Annotated in this window: 18 protein-coding genes; 5 read left to right on the top strand and 13 right to left on the bottom strand. The window is 51.4% G+C overall.

The features are described from left to right. Positions 1–63: 63 nt before the first annotated feature. Entirely contained in the window at positions 64–906 is an 843-nt protein-coding gene (locus AC0LWF_RS01090; protein ID WP_474649735.1) for an amidohydrolase family protein, read from the bottom strand. 114 nt (positions 907–1,020) lie between these two features. On the opposite strand from AC0LWF_RS01090, the gene AC0LWF_RS01085 reads away from it, so the two are divergent. Further along, positions 1,021–1,782, top strand: coding sequence for an endonuclease/exonuclease/phosphatase family protein (locus tag AC0LWF_RS01085; protein WP_474649734.1), 762 nt, complete (start codon positions 1,021–1,023; stop codon positions 1,780–1,782). Positions 1,783–1,827: 45 nt separating this feature from the next. Here AC0LWF_RS01085 and AC0LWF_RS01080 read toward each other — a convergent pair whose 3' ends face one another. The 3 genes from AC0LWF_RS01080 to AC0LWF_RS01070 form a co-directional block, all read right to left on the bottom strand. Continuing rightward, on the bottom strand, positions 1,828–2,733 hold the full coding sequence (locus AC0LWF_RS01080; RefSeq protein ID WP_474649733.1) for a fumarylacetoacetate hydrolase family protein: 906 nt from the start codon (positions 2,731–2,733) through the stop codon (positions 1,828–1,830). 63 nt (positions 2,734–2,796) lie between these two features. Next, entirely contained in the window at positions 2,797–3,570 is a 774-nt protein-coding gene (locus AC0LWF_RS01075) for an SDR family NAD(P)-dependent oxidoreductase (RefSeq protein WP_474649732.1), read from the bottom strand. Between the two features lie 28 nt (positions 3,571–3,598). Next, positions 3,599–4,351: an IclR family transcriptional regulator gene (locus tag AC0LWF_RS01070; protein WP_474649731.1), complete on the bottom strand. Its 753-nt coding sequence runs from the start codon at positions 4,349–4,351 to the stop codon at positions 3,599–3,601. Between the two features lie 209 nt (positions 4,352–4,560). Here AC0LWF_RS01070 and AC0LWF_RS01065 point away from each other — a divergent pair, with 209 nt between their 5' ends. Both AC0LWF_RS01065 and AC0LWF_RS01060 read left to right on the top strand, forming a co-directional pair. Beyond that, on the top strand, positions 4,561–5,454 hold the full coding sequence (locus AC0LWF_RS01065; protein WP_474649730.1) for a helix-turn-helix domain-containing protein: 894 nt from the start codon (positions 4,561–4,563) through the stop codon (positions 5,452–5,454). A gap of 93 nt (positions 5,455–5,547) precedes the next feature. After that, positions 5,548–6,534: a phytanoyl-CoA dioxygenase family protein gene (locus AC0LWF_RS01060; RefSeq protein ID WP_474649729.1), complete on the top strand. Its 987-nt coding sequence runs from the start codon at positions 5,548–5,550 to the stop codon at positions 6,532–6,534. 55 nt (positions 6,535–6,589) lie between these two features. On the opposite strand, the gene AC0LWF_RS01055 is transcribed toward AC0LWF_RS01060, so the two are convergent. Further along, positions 6,590–6,742 carry a hypothetical protein gene (locus AC0LWF_RS01055; RefSeq protein ID WP_474649728.1) on the bottom strand — a complete coding sequence of 51 codons (153 nt, stop codon included), beginning with the start codon at positions 6,740–6,742 and terminating at the stop codon, positions 6,590–6,592. A gap of 78 nt (positions 6,743–6,820) precedes the next feature. Between AC0LWF_RS01055 and AC0LWF_RS01050 the strand changes: the two genes are divergently transcribed. After that, positions 6,821–7,552, top strand: coding sequence for a YwaF family protein (locus tag AC0LWF_RS01050; protein ID WP_474649727.1), 732 nt, complete (start codon positions 6,821–6,823; stop codon positions 7,550–7,552). Between the two features lie 748 nt (positions 7,553–8,300). Here the strand turns inward: AC0LWF_RS01050 and AC0LWF_RS01045 are convergent. Continuing rightward, positions 8,301–10,109 carry an MBL fold metallo-hydrolase gene (locus AC0LWF_RS01045; RefSeq protein ID WP_474649726.1) on the bottom strand — a complete coding sequence of 603 codons (1,809 nt, stop codon included), beginning with the start codon at positions 10,107–10,109 and terminating at the stop codon, positions 8,301–8,303. A gap of 205 nt (positions 10,110–10,314) precedes the next feature. On the opposite strand from AC0LWF_RS01045, the gene fabV reads away from it, so the two are divergent. Continuing rightward, on the top strand, positions 10,315–11,505 hold the full coding sequence (fabV, locus tag AC0LWF_RS01040; RefSeq protein ID WP_474649725.1) for an enoyl-ACP reductase FabV: 1,191 nt from the start codon (positions 10,315–10,317) through the stop codon (positions 11,503–11,505). Positions 11,506–11,568: 63 nt separating this feature from the next. Here fabV and uvrA read toward each other — a convergent pair whose 3' ends face one another. From uvrA to AC0LWF_RS01005, 7 genes are read right to left on the bottom strand one after another with little or no spacing between them, the layout of a single operon-like run. Continuing rightward, the gene (gene uvrA, locus AC0LWF_RS01035; protein ID WP_474649724.1) at positions 11,569–14,487 is read right to left on the bottom strand and encodes an excinuclease ABC subunit UvrA; all 2,919 of its coding nucleotides are present in this window, start codon (positions 14,485–14,487) and stop codon (positions 11,569–11,571) included. A 27-nt stretch (positions 14,488–14,514) separates the two neighbouring features. Next, a complete protein-coding gene (locus AC0LWF_RS01030; protein ID WP_474649723.1) occupies positions 14,515–15,447 on the bottom strand; it encodes a hypothetical protein in 933 nt (310 codons plus the stop codon). 20 nt (positions 15,448–15,467) lie between these two features. Continuing rightward, the gene (locus tag AC0LWF_RS01025; RefSeq protein WP_474649722.1) at positions 15,468–16,457 is read right to left on the bottom strand and encodes a carbohydrate ABC transporter permease; all 990 of its coding nucleotides are present in this window, start codon (positions 16,455–16,457) and stop codon (positions 15,468–15,470) included. 30 nt (positions 16,458–16,487) lie between these two features. Beyond that, entirely contained in the window at positions 16,488–17,354 is an 867-nt protein-coding gene (locus tag AC0LWF_RS01020; RefSeq protein ID WP_474649721.1) for a carbohydrate ABC transporter permease, read from the bottom strand. 2 nt (positions 17,355–17,356) lie between these two features. Continuing rightward, positions 17,357–19,588, bottom strand: a complete 2,232-nt coding sequence (locus AC0LWF_RS01015) for a DUF5696 domain-containing protein (protein WP_474649720.1) — start codon at positions 19,586–19,588, stop codon at positions 17,357–17,359. Positions 19,589–19,596: 8 nt separating this feature from the next. After that, on the bottom strand, positions 19,597–20,244 hold the full coding sequence (locus AC0LWF_RS01010) for a Yip1 family protein (protein ID WP_474649719.1): 648 nt from the start codon (positions 20,242–20,244) through the stop codon (positions 19,597–19,599). Then, a complete protein-coding gene (locus tag AC0LWF_RS01005) occupies positions 20,241–21,662 on the bottom strand; it encodes a hypothetical protein (RefSeq protein ID WP_474649718.1) in 1,422 nt (473 codons plus the stop codon). The genes AC0LWF_RS01010 and AC0LWF_RS01005 overlap by 4 nt, the downstream gene beginning before the upstream one ends. Position 21,663 lies beyond the last annotated feature (1 nt).

The following is a 21,663-nucleotide window of genomic DNA, read 5'->3' as shown; positions in this document are numbered from 1 at the left end:
TATTGTACACAGAGCATGCATCTTCCAGATATTATGCGAAAGTTGTATAAAAGGAGTATTCGGCTAAGTCAGCTTATAGAATGCGGCGGCGTTTCCACCGTAAATCGCCTCGAGCTCCTCCGCTTCGAGTGATGATGGCAGCGCGGAAGCCAGTACATCACACACATCACCGTAGCTGCCAGCGAGCAAGCATACCGGCCAATCGCTGCCGAACAGGATACGCTTCGTACCGAATACCTCAACGATATGCTGCACATACGCAACGAATTGCTCTGGCTTCCACTCCTGATGGTTCGCCTCCGTAAGCATGCCGGACAGCTTGCAATACACGCCCGGGAACGACTCCGCGATCTCCTTCATCTGGCTCGCCCAAGGCTCAATAACTCCTTCGCCGATCCGAGGCTTCGCAATGTGGTCAATAACCGCATGCAGGCCAGGCGCTTGCTTCAGCAGTTCAATGGCTTCGGGGAGCTGATGCGATACAAGGAGCAGATCGACAGGCAGCTGAATCTCCGCCAGCTCTTGAAGCGCCTCCACAAATTGCGGCTGCAGCACTTCACGCGCATCCACCATGTCCTGGATCATGACGCGGATGCCGACAAATTTCGGATGCGAGGAGAACGACTCCAGCACCTGACGCCAGTTCGGATCGGCAAAATCAAGCCACCCCACTACGCCAGCCACCGACTCCGATTGCTCGGCAAGCTGCAGCATATATTCTGTCTCCGCATGGGTAGCTGCCGCCTGGACAATAATCGTACGGGATACACCGGCGCGTTCAAGCTCCGGCTCAAGGTCGGCTGGTCCATAATCGCGATAAAGAACCGGTCCCGCTTCCGGAGTCAGCCAGCCGTAATCGCCACGATCAAGCTTCCAATAATGCTGATGCGCATCTATTCTGATCATTTTCCATACACCTCTTATTCATATTTGGTTCGTTCTGAAGCGGTTCATCGGTTATAATAGGAACAAACTGTAAGCGCTTGCTATTTATTCATTCCATATCGTAGGAGGATACTTATGCAACTAAACCTAATGACATTCAATTTGCGCGTTCACGTTCTGGGAGATGGCGACAATGCGTGGCCGAACCGGATAAATGAGGCTGCTGAAGCCATTAAGCAAGCACAAGCAGACATCGTTTGCACCCAAGAAGGATTGCCTTCCATGCTGCAAGATCTGCAAGCGCTGCTGCCCGAATATCGATCAATTGGCGCAAGCCGAAGCAGTGGTACGCCAGACGAATGCTGCGCGATATTTTACAAGCATGATGTCATTACACTAGAAGAGTACGGTCATTTCGGCCTTTCCGAGCATCCAGAAGAGCTCGGGCTTAAGAGCTGGAACACCGCCTGTCCTCGCATGTGCACATGGGCTAGATTCAGCGGTCGTGAAGGCAAGGAATGGATCGTCTATAACACCCATCTCGATCATGTGAGCGAAGAAGCGAGGCAGAATGGCATACAGCTCATCCTTTCCAAGATGAACCATTCAACCAGCCTCATCCCTTCTATGCTAACTGGCGACTTCAACTGCGAACCGACTAGCCGGGTCATCGAACTCATTCATGAGGCAGGCCTCATCTCCGCCTTCTCGGTCTTGGAAGAACCGCTAAGCCGCACCTATCACGCCTTCCAAGGCGGCGATACAGGAAGTCCTATCGATTATATTTACGTTTCGAAGGATATACGAATTTCGTCAACTTCTATCGACCGCGGCCTCTATAACGGGCGATACCCTTCTGACCACTATCCGATCACCGCGACTGTAATCCTTGACTAAATATCTATAAAAAAGGAGTGCCTCGGCACTCCTTCTTCATGTCTACTATCCTTGATCCGGTACGAATCGGTTCGTCAGTGCGCCAAGCTTCTCGATCTCGATCGTGACGACATCGCCAGGCTTCAAGTAAACCTGCTGCTCCGGCGGCAAGCCGAGTACGACCCCTTCAGGCGTTCCTGTCAAAATAACATCGCCAGGCACAAGCGTCATATGCTGCGAGATGTAGCTCACAATCTCATCACAGTGGAAAATCATATCCGACGTATTCGAAGACTGGCGCACCTCGCCGTTCACCGTCGATTTGATCCACAGGTCGTTCGGATTGCCAACCTCATCAGCTGTAACCAGGTATGGTCCAAGCGGGCTGAAATCGTCGCAAGTCTTGCCAAGCAGCCATTGCTGCGTACGAAGCTGCAAGTCGCGCGCAGACAAGTCGTTTACCGCACAGTAGCCGAATACGTGGCTCAGCGCATCTTCTTTTGCCACATATTTCGTGTTCTTGCCGATGACGATAACAAGCTCTGCTTCATAGTCCAGCTTCTCCGTTACTTTCGGCACGGCGATGTCCTTCAGGTGGCCAGTCAACGTGTTGTTGAATTTATTGAACAGAATCGGGTAATCCGGGATCGGCGCGTTCGTCTCTTCCGCGTGTTTGCGGTAGTTAAGACCGACACAGATGATTTTGTTCGGATGTGTGACACACGGTCCCCATTCAATGTCGCTTTCCTTGCGAGCATAAGCTTCGCTGCCAGTCACTGGCAGTGCGCTCACAAAGCTGCGCAGCGCGGCAAGCACGGATTCGCCACCCTCAATTACCGCTGTCACCGTAGTTGGTACCTCGCGATCAGCTTTTACAACTTGAAGCGCCTCTTCAATATCGATAATGATGCCGTCCGCGACAGCAACTCCCAATGCGCCCCGTCCTTGTTTCGAGATCGTAACCAGTTTCATAAAGCTCGAATGCCTCCATTCAAATAGTAGTTATAAAAAAAAGCTGCTATGGAATCACACCTGTTATGCGTTCTTACCGAATACGACGCCGCCATCTACATAGAATGGCGAACCCATTACGAATGAAGACTCATCCGATGCAAGGAACAGAGCCGCTTTCGCTACATCCTCTGGGTATCCAAGCTCCTCGCTCAGCTGGCGCTTCTTGAGTCCTTTGATCGCTTCCTCTGGATCGGAGTAGGACGTTTTCAAGTAATTTTCTACAAAAGGAGTCATAATCGTGCCCGGCAACAGCGCGTTTACGCGAATGCCATATTGCGCATAGTCAACCTGCATCGATTTCGTCAGCGCAAGCACAGCGCCTTTCGTTGCCGCGTAGGAAGCGCGACGGGCTAGTCCGATCTCCGCGATACAAGAGGACATATTGATGATTGAACCGCTGCGGCGCTCGATCATATGCGGAATGACATACTTACTCGGCAGGAAGACGCCGCGGATGTTCACATTAATGACGCGATCCCAAGCTTCCGGCTCGATCTCGTGGAGAACGCCGACGCCGCTGATGCCGGCATTGTTGAAGAGCACATCGATGGCGCCGTAGCGGGCAATAATTTGATCCACCATTGCGGATACTTCATCCGGCTTCGTGACGTCAGCGCGAATGAAGATCGCCTCGCCGCCTGCTGCTTCGATTTCTTGCACCGTTGCTTGTCCATTCTCCTCGGACAAGTCGTTAATGATCAGCTTCGCCCCTTCGCTTGCGAACAGAAGCGCCGTCGCCTTGCCGATACCTGAACCTGAGCCTGTAATGAGGATAACTTTTTTTTGCAAACGCATGCTTCTCATCTCCCTAAACATAGTCGTTTTACACGGATAACCGCTTTGCTAAATCCAGCATTTCTGCTCTTGCCTGATCTGACTTCACTGCCCATTGATGCAGCAGCATGGAACAGCTGACCGCCGCTTGCTCCCCGCTGCTTGCACGAATCGGCGCCGCTACACATCGGAAGCCCATCACGGACTCCTGATCGTCCAGCGCGAAGCCATCTGCACGAATCGCTTCCAGCTGCTTGAACAGCGCGCTTCGGGTACTAATCGTATGTGGCGTGAGCTGCGCTAGCTGCTCCTCCGGGTATAACCGAAGCAGTTCTTCCTCGCTCAGCTGAGCTAGTATCACTTTGCCAAGTGCCGTTGCATGCGCAGGCAGCCGCATCCCTGGCTCGGATTGCAGCCGAACCGGAGATACCGCTTCGAGCTTCCCTAAGTAGAGAACCTGATTGCCTGCGCGCCTCGCCAGCTGAACCGTCTCTTGCAGCCGATCCCGGGCGCCTGACGCTTCCTCCTGGAACGACTGATGCAGATCATACTGCTTCAAGTACGACGAACCGTATTCGGCAAAAGCATGCCCAAGCGAGTACGTATCTCCCCCGCTCCCGCTGCGCCTCACCCAGCCAAGCGTCTCCATTGTGTTCAAAAGCGAGAACATCGAGCTCTTGTTAATGTCCAGCTTCCGCGAAAGGTCAATCAGCTTAAGCTTGGCCGGCTCCTTAGCGAGCACAGCCAGCACTTTATCTGCCTTCTCTAGCGCAGGCACCCAATATTTGCGTTCCTCAGCCACTGCTACACCATCGCCTCATCCATATCCAGTAGGTTTTTCATATAAAACCAACTTTTATATAGTAAACTAATCTATCTCCACTATAGCTCGCGTCACAAGTAATTTCAACATAAAAAAGCACGGCATCTGCTCCAAATGGATGAGCTTGCGCCACTCCCCGCCTCTCAGTAATAATAACGATAGAAGATAGAAAGGAAGTGACTTAGCGGATGGACGCACATGTCACACCTGTCATTAACAGCATCGGCGATATTCGCGTTCAAGCAGGCGGTCATATTCTAGGGCCGCGCGCTATTGAAGATTATGAGCTCGTATATTTTCCGGACGGGACCGGGACGATCTATGAGGTTGAAGAGCTGTCCTTCCCGCTCGACACGCCCTGTTTCGTTCTCACTCAGCCAGGCGTTCAGCACCGCTATCTGTTCGACCGTGACCGCAACGTCCGGCATCTGTTCGTTCATTTCGATTACGAGCTGCTCCGGGCCAGAGATCCGAGGTTCACTTCAATGCTGCAGCAGGTGCACGTCGTCCCGGCCCGCCACAGCTCGCTTATTGCCGCCATCATGCAGCAAATTGTCGTCGTCGCCAATCATCAATCGAATTACTGGAAGCGTCGGCTAACCTCCCTGTTCGATGCCGCGCTTGAGGAATTGGCCGCCTACGCGGACAAAACGCCTGAGTTCGCAGCCAGCAGCTACCCTGTGCAAATTGCCCGAAGCATCGCTTATATGGACGCTCATTTGACTGAACCGATTACCATCGAGAGCATTGCACAGCAGTCTGGCTGGTCGCATGAGCATTTTACACGCATGTTCGTTGCAGCTGTCGGGATGACGCCGAAGCGTATGCTGCTGGAACGACGGCTGCACTACGCGGAGGAATTGATGATGCGGGGCCAAGGCACGGTGAAGCAAATCTCTTATTTGGCCGGCTTCGGAGACGAGCATCACTTCTCAAAAATGTATAAGCGGATTCGTGGCATTACGGCGACGGAGTACATTGAAAGGTGTAAGTCCCCGATTTTCCGTCATGCGGCAATTGAGGATAATCGTGACCGTTCCTTTGTTAACCGGCATATTGTCGTTAATCCCGATATCAAATAAACACATCGTTTATTCTCTTTCCTCCATTGAAAACGCTGCCTCTCTCCTGCACAATAGAAGCATAATTTACGTTTACTGGAGGAATTCATAACGATGGGAACTTACTATACGCCTAAGTCTCGTGAACGGGAAGACCGTTATCTGGTAAGCACGGACCAGTATACCCATTATCACCGTAATGGTTATCTGGTTGCTAGAGGACTCGTGTCAAAAGAAGACATCGCCGAGCTCTACCAGCTTGCCGAGGATACTCGTTTGAAGACAACACCAAATGAAGACCGCAACAATGCCAGCGATCCGCTTAATGAAGAATTTAAGCAGCAGACGCGTATCCATATGCTGTCCCGGCTTGAACCGGCCGCAGAGCGCGGCTTGCTAAATCCTCGTATCGTCGACGTCATCGAAGCATTGATCGGACCGGATGTTTATGCCGTGCAGTCGATGATGTTCCTGAACCCACCGGGCCGTGGCGGCCAAGGCTGGCACCAGGACGCTTGCTATATCCGGACACATCCGGATACGCTTATCGGCGCATGGATCGCCCTTGAAGAGGTCGATGAAGAGAACGGCTGCCTATGGGTTGTGCCAGGCTCCAATCATGAACCGATTTATCCGCCGGACGGCATCGGAGGCGGCAATGTGCACGCGCTTGATGCATTCTCCGACCTTCATGCCGTGCAGCATGTGAGTCATCTCGACGATGAGGTCAACACGCTCTCCCGCGTCGTTGCAAAATATCCGCCGCCAATCTCGGTGCCGATGCAGCCAGGCGATGTCCTATTCTTCCACTCGCATCTGTTCCATAGATCGTATCCGAATCAGACGGTCGATCGCTTCCGCCGCTCTTACGTGCTCCACTATTGCAACGCACGCTCATGGGTGCCTTGGGATCACGATCACTTCGACGGCGATTCCGGCAACTATCGGCAAATTCTTGCCCGCGGCCGGACGCATCTGCCTTATGCCGAGCCGAAGTTCGGCACGGAAGTGTATCTCTATGACGGCGACGATTCCGATGGCGAGAACGTCAGCATGATGGGCATGGACGGCATGATGATGCCGGTTGTGCAGAAGAAATAACGATAAGCCGAGTGCGGACTTGATGTCGCATTCGGCTTTTTTATCTGAGACAGTCCTAGAGTTCTACTATCTCTTCTCGCTCCTTACGCTCCTCAGCGCATTCCATGCAGATAAGCGTACCGTTCTCCTCGATGACTCCGTTCAAGAAACCATCCTCGCAATAAACGGTATGGTTACATAGCTGACACTGACCGACTGGCTCACGCACGTACAAACCTCCCAACATTTGCAAAGGATTTTCGAAGCTGCTTCCCGAATTGTTATTGTAAGAAGGGGGCTACCGTTAATGGGTTCATTGTTCTCGCCTCATACTCAGGAGCATTTCATCGCATACACGGCTCCACATTTGTTCATGATCGCCATATTGCTCGGACTTGCCTTGGTGCTGTATCTATTTCGCGACTCCATTCGTGAGCGAGCAAGACTTCGAACGATTATTCGTGCCTCATTGCTCCTCGGACTGGCCGTTCCCGAGGCAGGTCTCTACTATTGGTATGCCGCTGAGCAGCTCTGGAATACCAGGTATACACTCCCGCTCGAGCTCTGCAGCATCTCGCAAATGCTTGCGATTGTATTGCTGGTCACGCGCAGCAGACTGCTTTACCAAATCGTCTACTTCGCCGGGATCGGAGGGGCGCTGCAGGCGATTTTCACGCCTGATCTCGATTATCCGTATCCGCATTTCCGCTTCTTCCACTTCTTCATCGTGCATATCGCGATCATCCTAGCGCCGCTTTATTTGACATGGGTCGAGCGCTATCGTCCAACCTGGAAATCCATCGGAATCACGATGATATTCCTCAACATTCTCGTTATCGTAGTCGGCGGAATCGACTTCTGGCTCGATGCCAATTATATGTTCCTTCGTCACAAGCCTGCTGGCGCTTCGCTGCTCTCGGTATTGGGTCCATACCCGTATTACTTACTGGTCGAGGAAGCGATTGCTGTTGTGATCTTTGCTTTGATGTACTTGCCTTTTGTGGTAGGGAGACTGCTACGGCTGCGGAAATCGGTATAGCCGGTCAAGCAGCTCCCGCGATTGGAGGTCGACTGTGAGAGAGAGCAAATACGTTTATCTCACAGTCGTCCACCCCTTTGAAAGTTGTAGAGAGCATATACACTCTTCCAGCCACTCCATTCGCCGAAAATAGCGTTGAGAGAGGCTTTTCCCTCTCTCAGTGGGACTTGAGCCGAGTTGGCGGCGGTTTTGACTCTTGAGAGAGGCTTTTTCCTCTCTCGCGCCGGACTTTGTCGGCTTTCAGGAGCTGAGAGAGAGTTTTTCCACTTTCAGTGGGACTTGAGCCGAGTTTTCGGCGGCTTCAAGCCTCGAGATAGGATTTCACAACATACTCCACCATCATCCCAAATGTAAGAGATCACATTCGTGCTCTCAGCAGCACGAATCGAGTTATTTGCTACCTCTTTGGCGGTGAGAGATCATATACGTTCTCTCAGCCTACTTTTCGCGCGGTTTCGAACGCCGAGAGATCACATTCGTGCTCTCCGCAGCACGAATCGAGTTATTTGCTACCTCTTTGGCGGTGAGAGATCATATACGTTCTCTCAGCCTACTTTTCGCCGGTTTTGAACGCTGAGAGATCACATTCGTGCTCTCCGCAGCATGAATCGAGTTACTTGATGCCTCTTTGGCGGTGAGAGATCATATACGTTCTCTCAGCCTACTTTTCACCGGTTTTGAACGCTGAGAGATCACATTCGTGCTCTCAGCAGGACGGCTTGATGCCACTTTGGCGGGAGATAGCGCCCTAAACCACCGTCACAATCGCATCCGCTTGTTGGCCGAGCCTTCGCGCGCCGACGGTGACATCAGCGGCGATGCGCGCGCGCTTCACGCCGCGCATGCTCGCTTCCGCCGTCAATTCGAAGCGCAGCTCGCCCGCTGCTCCCGCCTCAAGCTCCACCACCTGCTCCGGCACTTCAAACGCTAGGCCTTCTGCCTCCGCAACGAGCCGCACCGTTACCCGCTCCTTCACCGGCAGCGGGTTCAGCACCTCCACCCTGATCGCCATCGTCGCCCCAGCAACTAGCTCGATCTGATAAGGCTTGATCCAAGCGCAGAAGCCCTCAGCGCCCATATCAATCTCGCTCAAAGGCAGCAGCTCGTCGTGCAGCTTCTTCAAGCTCTCGCCATCGCGAGCGAGCTTCTCCAAGTAGTCATCCGTCGCCTCAAGCGGGTCCCAGTGACCCGATATGATGAGATCCGGTTTCAACTGTCGGTACAGCTCCGCACTTAGCACATAATCGTGAGATCTGAATTTATTTTTATAGACATAATTGTTCAGCTTCCCATCCGTGCCCTGCTGGTCCCCAATCGCTACCACATGCTTGCCGTCCACCTCGAACGAGATCGCCACCGCATACAACGTATGCCCCGGCTGCTCATAGAGCCGGAACGTATACTCCTCCCACTCAATCGGCTCGCCAAGCGGAAGCCGCCGATCCACCGGGATCGGATCGTACCAGAGGCACGGCACATCATATTTTGCAGGCTGTTCCAGCACATCCGCGAAGCTCTCCGCTACCCATGTCTTAGCGCCTTCCACATCCCTCAGCAGATTGAAGCCCGCTATATGGTCGTCATGGTAATGTGTCGGCATAACAACGTCGATGCATTGCACATTATACCGCTTCTTCAAGTAAGCAATTTGCCGCAAATCCGGCCGCCTCGAGGAACGATCTACCCCCGCATAGAACGCCTGATGAAACGACGGATAGCCGTAATCGATCATCAGCGCCTTTCCGCTCTCCGAAATCAACACATATGAATAGGCAAAAGAGCGCATATTCCAAAGCAAATGCGGCGTAATCTCCCTATACCTCGGCTCCTTGCTCTGTTCCAGAACCTCTTCATTACCCCGCAGCTGCAGCAACTGCTTCATATTCGCAACCAATGAATCAATAGCAGCAGCCGGCTCCTCCATGACGACGCCATGCGATGGCAGCAGCATATCTAGCTCTAGCACACGCAAGTCTGAGACGGATAGCACTGTGCTCACTACACCCTCGCTGCCGTTGTACGTCCACTGCGTCGCTGACATCGACCACACTTTGCCCGGCCCAGCGATGAGATCGCCTGTGAATGCCACCCTCCGTCCATCCACCTCCGAAGCAATGGAGATCGAACCGATTGTATGACCAGGCGTCGGCACGATCAGATAGGATCTTCCGCCAAAATCATGCCGCGAGTGATCCTTCAATGTTCCCGCAATCGCAACAGGCGCAAGTAATGAAAAGCGATCCTGGCGAACATCATAATTGTTATATATCTGTCTTCCATACCAGTGCAAATCGACGTTCGCGAACAGATCCTGCTCATGATGCGGAACCCAGATTTTTATACCGGAAGCTTCAGCTCGCGAAAGCCCCTGACCCTGATCCCGGTGATGATGGGTCATCAGCGCATCTGTAACACGCTCCACGCCGATTGACGCAAGCTCGTCCAGAACAGAGCCTGATCCGAAATCAATGAGCACCGCCTCAGAACCGTTAACAATTACATACACATTGCAAGTATCTTCATGTTGGTATAAATGCTCGGACAGCTGTCTCATCATCACGTTTGCTCCTTTATCATCACTAATCACTTCAATCTGTAAAATTTCTCCAGATGCAAGCAATCCTCCTATGCCTCATACAAAAAAAGTTGCTGTCTGACATCAGGAATGTTGCAATTTTCCCTACAATAAAGGTACTATCAGAACATTGAGGTTCTACACGACTATCCATTCGACTTTGCATGAGAGGAAATGAATCCATCCAATGATTATCAAACCTAGAACACGCGGTTTTATCTGCACGACCGCTCACCCGACAGGCTGTGCCCTTCAAGTGCAGGAGCAAATCAACTATGTGAAAGAGCATGCACCCATCCAAGGACCGAAGAATGTCCTCGTTATCGGCGCATCCGCAGGCTATGGCCTTGCATCCCGCATCGTAGCCGCATTTGGCGCTGGTGCGAACACAGTCGGCATTTACCGCCAAGGCGAGAGCAAGAACGGTCGTACCGCGTCCGCAGGCTGGTACAACTCGGCTGCATTCGAGCAAGCGGCGCAGGCAGCTGGATTGAAATCGTTCAGCGTAACTGGCGATGCGTTTACGGATGAGACGAAGCAGAAGGCAGTTGAGCTAATCCGCAAGGAGCTCGGCCAAGTCGATCTCGTCGTATACAGCGTTGCATCCGCGCGCAGAACCGACCCGCGCACAGGCGAGACGTTCAATTCCGTGCTGAAGCCGATCGGCGATACATACACGAACAAGACCGTTAACTTCCATACCGGCGAAGTGAGCATGGTGTCCATCGACCCGGCATCGGAGCAAGAAATCGCAGACACCGTTCATGTTATGGGCGGCGACGACTGGCAGATGTGGATTGATGCCTTGCAGCAAGGCGGCGCGCTAGCTGAAGGTGCAGTGACGGTATCCTACTCCTACATCGGCTCGCAAATTACGCAAGCGATCTACAGAGAAGGCTCCATCGGCCAAGCAAAGGATCATCTGGAAGCGACGGCGAAGAAGCTCAGCGAACAGCTGTCTTCCAATGGCGGCCACGCATACGTAACCGTAAGCAAAGCGCTTGTCACGCAGTCGAGCTCCGCCATTCCTGTCGTTCCGCTCTATATCTCCGCACTGTACAAAGTGATGAAGGAGAAAGGCATTCACGAGGGCTGCATCGAGCAAACATACCGTCTGTTCGCAGAGCGCCTCTACACTGGCGGCGAAGTGCCCGTGGACGCTGAAGGCCGCATCCGCATCGACGACTGGGAGCTGCGCGAGGATGTACAGGAAGAAGTAGCGAAGCTATGGGCAGCGATGACGACGGAAAATATTCATGAGTTGTCGGATCTCGAAGGCTATCGCAAAGAGTTCTTCCAGCTGTTCGGCTTCGAGACCGAAGGCGTCGATTACGAAGCAGACGTTGAACCGACCGTGGAAGCACCAAACGTATACTAATGCCCGATTGGGCAATAAACTTAGAAACCCGCGTATACACAAGGTACGCGGGTTTCTCTTTGTTTACAAAGGGCTAACGACAGGCTCAGCCCAATATTGATGATCCGTGGATAGAATCGATTTCAAAAACTGACCGGTATACGACGCTTCAACCGCTGCTACCTGCTCCGGTGTCCCTTGTGCAACGACGGTCCCGCCGTCTCTTCCGCCATCTGGCCCCAAATCAATTAAGTAATCGGAAACTTTAATGACATCCAAGTGATGCTCGATGACAAGCACGGAGTGTCCATTGTCAACCAATTGATTCATACAGTCGATCAGCTTCTGAATATCGTGCAGATGCAGTCCGGTCGTCGGCTCGTCGAGAATGTATAGATTATGTGAGCCTCGCTTCAGCTTACTGATTTCGGTCGCCAGCTTAATTCGCTGCGCCTCGCCCCCTGAGAGGGTAGTAGAAGATTGGCCGAGCTTCAGGTAGCCTAAGCCCAATTGATTTAACACATTTAATTTATGTAGAACATAGGGTTGACTGGAGAAGAAAGAAACGGCATCTTCAATGCTCATATCGAGCACTTGCGCGATGTTCCGCCCATTCAGCAGCACTTCGAGCACATCGTTGTTAAACCGGGCTCCTTTGCAGGAAGGGCAGACCGACTCTACATCGGGCATAAACTGAAGCTGCGTCGTTATGATCCCTTCGCCCTGGCAATGCTCGCAACGACCCGTCTTCTGATTGAAGCTGAATTCGTTCTTGCCGATTCCGCGTGCTTTAGCCTCTTCTGTATCCGCAAACAGCTCACGAATCCGGTCAAAGAATCCAACATACGTAGCCGGATTAGAGCGCGTGCTTCGGCCGATCGGCGATTGGTCAATGTTAATGATGCCCGTCAAATGTTCGATTCCTTCGATTGAATCATGCTCGCCTGGCACAATTCGCTGGTCATGGAAGTGGGAGTATAGCTGCTTAAACATGACTTCATTAATAAGCGTACTCTTGCCGGAACCGGAAACACCGGTGATGCATGTCATGACGCCAAGGGGAATGTCCACACTGATATTCCGCAGATTGTTCGCTCTGGCTCCCTTAATACTCAGACATAGTCCCAAAGGAGATCTCCGTTTGGAAGGCACTTCGATTCTTCTCGCACCCGTCAGAAAGGCGCCAGTCAATGAGTCCTTCTGCTCCAGCAGCTCTAATGCCGTGCCCTGCGCAATAACTTGACCGCCATGCTCGCCAGGCCCTGGCCCAATTTCGATAATATAATCCGCGCTGCGAATCGTATCAAGGTCATGCTCGACGACGATAATGGTGTTGCCGATATCGCGCAGCTTCTTCAATGTCTCCACGATTCGCATACTGTCCCTGGCATGCAGTCCGATGCTCGGCTCGTCCAGCACATAGAGCATCCCCATCAGTCCGGTGCTGATCTGCGTGGATAACCGGATTCGCTGTGCCTCTCCGCCCGAGATGGTGTCCGATCTTCGACCCAAGTGCAAATACTCAAGACCAATATCGATGAGCAGCTTAAGCCTCGACAAAATTTCGCCAACGATTTGACCGGCAGCCTGCTTCTTCTCTTCCGAGAACGTAACGTGATCAAGCAACGATTTCAATTCCTTCAGTGGCATGCTGCACAGCTCATGGATATCCTTACCCTCAATGCTTACGCAGAACCTTTGGGCTTTGAGCTTCTTGCCCTCGCAGTCTGGACAAGCATGCTCGACCATGACTCGCTTGAAGAAATCATTATCCCCGATGCCGTTCTCGCCTCTTCGTTTCACATGCTGCTTATACCAGCGATTCACTTCATTGACGAGACCGCTGTATCTTCTCAGCTTGCCCTCCTCGCTCCTCGCGTGACGAGGATGATCATCCGTAACCAAGATCCGAAATTGCTCGCCTTGGGTTCCATGAAATAATCGGTCGACAAAGTCATCCGGCAATTCGCAAAAAGGAGTATCTAGGCTTACGCCATAGTGGGTGAATATGCTGTGAAAGAGCATGCCCCGATACGACTTCTTCGTACTGGGCCCGTATACGTTGTGGTCGAGCGCGCCTTTGCTGACGCTTTTCTCCGGGTTCTTGATTAAGAAGCGCTTCTCTGTCCGCAGATAGGTACCGATCCCGCCGCACGTCCGGCATGCGCTGCCCGGATCATTAAAGGAGAAGTATGAAGGATGCAGCTCACCGATAACGAGATGATGCTCCGGGCAGCCGAAATTGTGGTAAAACGCATCCATATCGAACCGTTCACCGCCCGAGCTCGTAACTTCGAATCGGATAAAACCTTCGCCGACTAGCTCCAGGCTGTTTTCAATCGTCTTAGCAAGCGATTTAAACAATCCTGGCATGACGATCACCTTATCGACGATGACCTCCATCTGATACTCCGTTTCATCATCGAGCTCGAGCTGGTCGCTCAAGTTATGAACCCGCCCGTCGATTTTGACGGAACGGAAGCCTTTGCTCCGAATCTCGTCAAACAACGTCTGATAATCTTCGTCGTACAGCTTAAAGATTGGAGCGAGCACCTCAAGCTCGGTTCCCGTCGGCAATGCCTGGACGTGATCAATCATCTGATTGACCGACTTGGTTGCAATCGGATGCTGGCAGAATGGACAGCACGCTTCGCCCGAAGAGGCGAATAATAGTCTCATAAAGTCATACATGTCCGTCATCGTACCCACTGTGGAGCGAGGATTCGAGTTTCCCTTCTTCTGCTCGATTGCAATGACCGGAGACAACCCGAATACAAAATCGACATCCGGCTTTTTCAGCTGGTTCATCCGGCTTTTGGCGAACGTAGACAGAGATTCGAGGAAGCGGCGCTGACCTTCACCGTAAATGACCTCGAATGCAAGCGAGGATTTACCGGAGCCGCTCACACCCGTAATAACCGTCAATTGATCCCGTGGAATGAGGACGTCAATATTTTTCAAATTGTTTTGCCTGGCGCCTCTTACCTCGATATTCTTTTTCATCGGCAGCAACGACTCCTTCAAATAAACTTAATCTTCCTCCTCAAGCAGATAGGCTGGTTCCTCCAAATAAACTCTACTCTTCGGAGTAGCCTTCACGTCACTTGGAAACAGCACCAGATACCCGCGGTTAACGAGCCAGCTGCAGGCGAGCTCGAGCGTGCCCGTGTCCATGCGGATCACGATTCCAATCTTCTCTACTATTTCCGATAGGGAGCGGACATCTTGCTCCTGGTTCAAGTAATCGAGAATCGGAGAGAACAATTCCTTCTCCCGTTCTTGAACGAACTGGACGATGCTCTCTAAGGCTGCTTTCACCTTCGCTTTATCGACTGCACCGCCAACTAGCCCGATGTAAATCTCCTGAAAGAAAACCGGATTAATGTTCATCGCTTGCAGAACAGCTTCACGCATTGGAACCTCATTGTTGCGAATCACTTCGATTTGTGCCAGCGTATCGATCATTTTGATTATCCAAAATGAACTGTACAGCTCATCATCTTTCACGTAAAGCCACTTCTCCGCTTTAGCGAGTCCGCCAAGCACGAAGCAGCCCAGCTGCAAGAGCTGAAGCTGCCGATCACGGTCGCCAATATAGCGGATATTCGCAAAGTAGTCTTCCAAGGATTTATCCTTGGTGAACAGCAGCGTTCCCCGCAGCATGTAGGAATGAACGAAAGAAGTGGATAGAGATTTCTCTATCCACCGCTTAAACTCATCGCGGGTTTGTATGTTTGCATTAATGGCGATCCCATTCTCAACAAAGCACATGCCATGCTTGATCAGCTTCTGATCATGCACAATTAGCCTAATATCAATGTCGGATTTCTCCCACACCTGATCATAGGAGAGACTGCCAAGCAAGATCGCTGCGATAACTTGATCATCATTTCTTGTCTTCTCCACAAATGCCTGTAAAGCTTCTTTGTACATGGCGCTAGTTGTGGAGTTATCCTTCGTCATATAACGATCACCTCGCTGAACTATTCAACAAGTCCTGAACGTGCAACACCTTGAATGAAATATCGCTGCAGGAATAAGTAAACGATGAGCATTGGCAGCAGTGATACGAATGTCGCACCCATAACGACGGGTAAGCTGAACACCTCAAAGTTGCTGCCTGTAATCGTAGTTAGCGATTGATAGAGACGAGGAAGCATCATCGGTATTGTGAATTTCTCCTCAGAGGTCAAGAAGATCGACGGCTCGAAAAAGTCATTCCAATGCCAGACTAGCGACAGCAGCGTCGTAACGACGATAGCCGGCGGAGTGAGCGGCATGATGATGCGCCAGTATACGCGGAAGCTGCCGCAACCATCCACTCGAGCTGCGTCCTCCAGCTCCCACGGAAGCCCCCGGAACAGTTGACGGAAGATGAAGATAAACAGCGCTCCCCGTAGTCCGCCTCCGAAGAAGGATGGCACAACCATAGGTAGGATACTGTCCGTCCAACCTAGATTTTTGTACTGCATGAACAGCGGTACGATGATGGTTTGCGGCGGCACGATCATGGTGAACATGCAAAGCACGAACAGCACTTCGCGTCCGGGAAACTTAATGCGGGCAAACCCGTAAGCGATGAAAGAGCATGACAACACCTGTCCGATTACGCTAAGGCCAGAGATCAGGGCCGAGTATTTCAAGTGCCGCATGAATTGCAAGCCTTCCATGCCGTAATAGAAATTTTCCCACGCCATGCTCTGAGGAATCCACTTAATTGTAAAGTCGAGCAGATCCTCAGGCTGCTTAAGCGTCGTCGTAACCATGTAGATGAACGGATAGAGAAAGACGAAAGCCATATCAATAAGAAGGACATAGACAAAGATGCGATAAATGAGCGAGAACCAACGGCTCTTGCTGCCTATCCGGCTGACCAAAGCATTGTTGCGAATTGCTTTCACTTTGCTTTCGACCTTGACTCGATCAACGGCAGCCGTGTGCTGCTTGGACTTCGGAATCGGAATCGACTTCACGCTGCACCTCCTAACAATGGATATCTCATATTATTTTTCTCCTGTGTATACAACCAGACGTCTAGTCGACGCAAACACGAGAACGAGAAGAACGAAAATAAATAGGAAGTAAATCCATCCCAAGGCGGAAGAGTACCCCATCTCGATCTTCGTAAAAGCCGTATCTTTAATGTACACCATCATGCGGTTGTTAATATCCGTGAAGGAATCGACACAGGTGTATACCAGATTGAGCAGAATAATCGGCGTCATGAGCGGGAGCGTAATCTTCCAGAACATCTCCCACTCCGTTGCCCCGTCGCATCTGGATGACTCATAGAGAGAAACCGGAATGCCTTGAAGTCCTGCAAGGAAAAGCAGAATTTGCACGCCGGTCTTCCAGAAGATGACGGTCAGCCTGCTCAGCATATCGAAGACGATCTGAGAGAAGGTCGGTCCCATATAAAGAAACACTTCATCCGGCACGCCGATCCCGTTCACTAACGTGTCCTTGCCTACACCTGCATACAGCAGCTGCTGCATCGCAAGACCGGAGCCGATCAAGACAGGAAGGAAGAATGCAGCCCGGAAGAAAGCACGTCCCCGAATGTTATGATTCAACATAATGGATATGATCAGCGAGAACACAATGATCAGAGGTGTATTAATGAGCGCATCCTGTACGACAGATATGAAGAGCGGAACGAAGTTCGTATCGAGCACGAAGGCTTTCTTGAAATTGTCCCAACCGACACTTGTCAGCTTGAAGTCGCCGACTCCTACCACCTCATGAAAGCCAAGATAGAGGGAATATGCGAGCGGAAACAACATGAACAGCGCGAATCCGATCGCCCATGGAGCGATATATACGTACCCTGCAAGCATCTTCTTACGTTCCAGGCTTAATCTACGCCTCATGGTTATTCCCCTCCCTTCACGACGATGAAGTTCTTATCCGGCACGACGGAATTTCCGACCTTAACCTCGCGAGGCGTATAATTGACGATTACGCGCGTGCCATCTTCATACTCGACCTCGTATACATCCTTCTGGAGCTCGCGATGTCCGGTCATGGCTTGCGACCAAACAGGCTGCAGCTTCTCGTTCATTTCTTTATACTGCTTCATGGATTTTTCGACCCATCTCTTATATGACGAGCTGAACAGATCGCTGTAATAAGTGTCTTTCAGGTCTTCCGAGTAGTTCATCGTGAACTGATAGTAAGGCATGTAGCCGTATTCCACCATCTTCAGATATTGCATCTGCGGATCATAGAATAGATTTTGTGGATCGCCCGAGTAAGGGATCAGCCCGTGCACGACCATCTGATAGAATGGAATCGTCTCATCGGTGAAGAAGAAGCCGCTGTCATCCATCGGAATGGCGAACAAGCGCGACGAATTTTTAAGTGTGTAGCCGTTACCTCCGATTGATGCCGCGCCACCGAACTGCTTCACCGACTTCTCCATCATCTCGGTCCACTGTTTGGCTGTTCCTTCCCTTGTGAGCGGATGATCCTTGTTATAGTCGAAGAAGTCCGTATATCCGATAGCATCGAAATTAATGCCAGAGATATTCAGCTTGCGAAGCGGATCCAGCACATTGTCTTCAAATCTTGCATTCTGCTTAGCCGCATTCAGATAGTATTGCGAGCTGTAACGGTCTGTTATGGCAAAATGATTGGCTCCGACTGCGACGTCATCTCGCGTCGAGTACCCATCGATGCCAGCCCAAGCATCTACATAGTCATCCTGCAGGAACAGCTGAATGTTATTCTTTTTGGCAAAGTCGCTTAATTTCTGCAATCCGGATGTACCGCCAAGCTTGGAAGCCGGCTTATACCCCGAAGGGTATGATAAATATCCTCGCCCTGTCCAACCAAGCAAATTGGCAGAGATCCCGGTTGCGCCTTGCTTCTTCAAGTCTGCCATAATATCCTGCGCCTCATCGAAGGTTGTCGTCGGGATGAAATGGTCAAACAAGATTTGGTCCTTCTTGATTCCCGTAAGCAAATCAAGCCCGAATGGAATCGAATCGCCCTTCTGAATACGAGGAGTAACCCCCTGCTCCTTGACCAGAAACTCCCGGTATGCCGAGGCCATATGGCCGTAATCGGCTTCCTTGTCGCTGAAGAAGACGTAGCGGATCGTATGATCTTCCCGCAGCAGCTGCTTCTCAGCCTTCTTAGCCAAGTTGCCGTTCTTCTTCACCGCTTCATATCCGCGCCTGTAGACAAGCTCGGAGGATACGCGGTTCAGATTAATCAAATAGCCGCTCGGACCATACAGAATGTTGGCATCGTATTCGCCCTCAGTAATCATGCCGAGGAATGCGTTGTTGTTCACCTTCAAACCGAAGATTGGCAGCATAGCGTTCTGTTGCGATCTGTAGCTGTCGAAATTAATGACATCAGGTCCATATACGCTTGCGCGGTATGGGTCCAGGTAGCTCGGATGGTTCGCTTTGAAGATCGACAATGCGCCAGGTCCGTCCGGATAAACGGCATAGCCTTGATCATGGTCCGTAGCCGCTCCGAAGAAAGGAAGAGGGGATATCGACATCACCCAGAAACTGTTCGACTCTTGAATCGATTTCCCCGGCACTTTGACCTCGAGGGCATTATCCTTCAACGTAAAGCTCATATCAAAGCTCATCTTGAGCGCTTGCAGCTCATAATGCACGGATATTCCGTTATCCAGCGGGGTCGTCTTAATAACCGGCTGTTCGATAGCCGAGTTGGTGTCCAGCGTTTCTAACGTCGGAGCTTCAGGATCCGTGTACGTCATGTGAAAGATGGACTGGCTGCTCGCTGACCACAGCTCATTCCCGTCCGTGACGGCCTGTTTGATCGGGACGGCCGAATTCCATACATGCCCGTTGCTCTTATCCTTGACCTGAATGGCGGAGTCGGATGAGCGGAAGAACAGCTCAAGGCGGTCCGTTTCGGCAATCTTCTCGAAACTGCCTTGCTGCTGCCCCGCTTGAACCGAGGTATCATCCGCAGCTTGCGCCGCGGCGCTCTGCGGATGCATCTCCTGATTCGCACGGTCGATGGCGCTTCTCACCGAGGGATAAGCCAAGAACACAAGCGCCGCGACAATCAAGCTAACAGCTCCATAATAGATGGTTCGTTTGGCTGTTCTCGTATTCATGGGCCCCCCTAATTGTTCGCCAAGTATCGTATTTCAACCATAATTTCGTGTGCGAATTGCAGAACATGGTTCGTCAGCGCGAATGCCAGTCCTACCGTCCCCCAGAAGGTGACGAACGCGAAAAGGACTAACAGCATGACGCCGACTGCCTTCTTGAACGTATAGTCGTTGAGCACTTTCAATTGAATGAAGATAAGCAGAGCAACCCAAATCCAGATCAGAGAATCAATACTGTTATAGAGGCCGAGTTCTTCTCTGGATAGGATGATTGATAATGCTGAAAGCGGGATTGAGAATACGATATACGGGATTAAAGCGTACGACATCGCCGTCAGCACTTGGCTGAAGTGAGACTCGCCATCCATAATCGTCGTAATCAAATAACAGGCGATGACTCCCGAAATCAGCGGCGCAACGAAGCGGATGAGCTCCAAGTTTAAATTGGCGTCCTCGGGCTGAAGCGAAGTAATATGGAAGCTTGTCATGTAGATCGTGACGACTCTGACGCAAAGGGTGAGCAGAATGAGCACGAAAGCCGTTATCAAGCTTCTCGTTTTCTGAATCTCCTCAAAACCGTCTATCGGATGGAATAATACTGCGACTCCAAGCCGCAGCGAGCGAAAGCCCGATTGTTTGATTTCCGCTGTTCTGTTCAAAAGCCATACCTCCTAATGACGGTATTGGTGATGCGGATCATAAATTTGACGATCAGGTAGATGACATATACGAGAGCGGCAATCGCGATAAGGATCCAGCCGAGGTACTCGCGCATGAGGTCATGCCTGTATTCGGCAAAAGCCTTGGAATAGCCGTCCTGGTCCCCGCCCAACTTAAATTCCTTCATTGCCTCTTTCCATTTCTCTTCTTTCATCAGCGCTTTCGCCACGCCTCGGTGAGCGAGCGGGAAGTTCTCGTCGATCTTCAAAACTTCCTGCCAGGGAGCAAACGCTTCCTGATAACGACCGTTGAAATAGAGCTGGCTGGCCTGATGGACGAGCTCCGCAAAGCGCGTCGGTTCAAAAATTTGAATATTGTTGCGGTCTCGGTCGAGCACGTAAAGGTTACCCGACTTGTCGACAACGATACTGGACGGATATTCAAAGCGGCTCTTCGTATCCCCTTGCCCACCAAATACCGCAAGCAGGCTGCCTTCTTGGTCATACTGGTAAATCTTCCGGGACATCGCATCGAGCGCGTTCACGACTCCGTACTGGTCGATTGCAACGTCAACGAAATATGGATTCTCCAATGCTCCGCTGGCAATTGATGATTCGCCGAAAAACTTCTTCGCATAAATGTTTTCGCCCATCGCGTTGAACTTCTTGATCTGATCCTTGTCGATCAGAACGGTAGGCGTATAGATAAAGCCTTTGCTATCCAAGGTCAAATTCGAGTTTTGCGCCGGAACCGCATTGTTTAGCTGCTCTCTCTGTTCTGGCGTAGCAAGCAATCGGACCAGCAGCCTCTTCCAATCGAACGGAACGCGGTTAGCCCCGATATAGCCCCGAAACCGGTCCAGCGCGTCAATCATCATAAATCCGGCGTAATCGTTCTTGTTCAACACGTATAAGTAACCGCGTCGGTCCATAATGACTTTATCCGGCGCGAACTCAAGGTCAGCGCGGAGCAGGCTCGACTCCGGCTTGCCGAAATCCTCGACGAACTTTCCTTCCGGCGAAAGATGGATAACTTTCTTGCTGCCGGTATCCGCCACGAACATATCGCCGAATTGATCGACGTAGATCCCGTTCGGCTCGTTCAGTACGACACCTTGCTCTTTGCCGAAGATTCCAAGAACCTTCCCGTCCGCACTCAGTTTCACGATACGGTTATTGCCGGTATCGGCTACATAGAGAATCCCCTTGTCATCAATGAATAAGTCGTTCGGCTTGTTTAAGCCAACCTTGCCCACGTCCAGGATGACCTTGTTCACCGTATACGTAAGCGGTATCGGAATTTTGTATCCATGCATCGGATCAAAGGTATACGACAACTGCGGAGCTGCATAGGCGGGCAAAGCGCCGGCCAGAAGCAGCAGGCAGCCGATGATGCCCACCGCAATCCGTTTTAACATT

The sequence above is a fragment of the Paenibacillus sp. sgz302114 genome (assembly GCF_056120345.1).
Note: the sequence above shows the minus strand (reverse complement) of the source record. Positions and strands in the feature narration are given on the sequence as shown.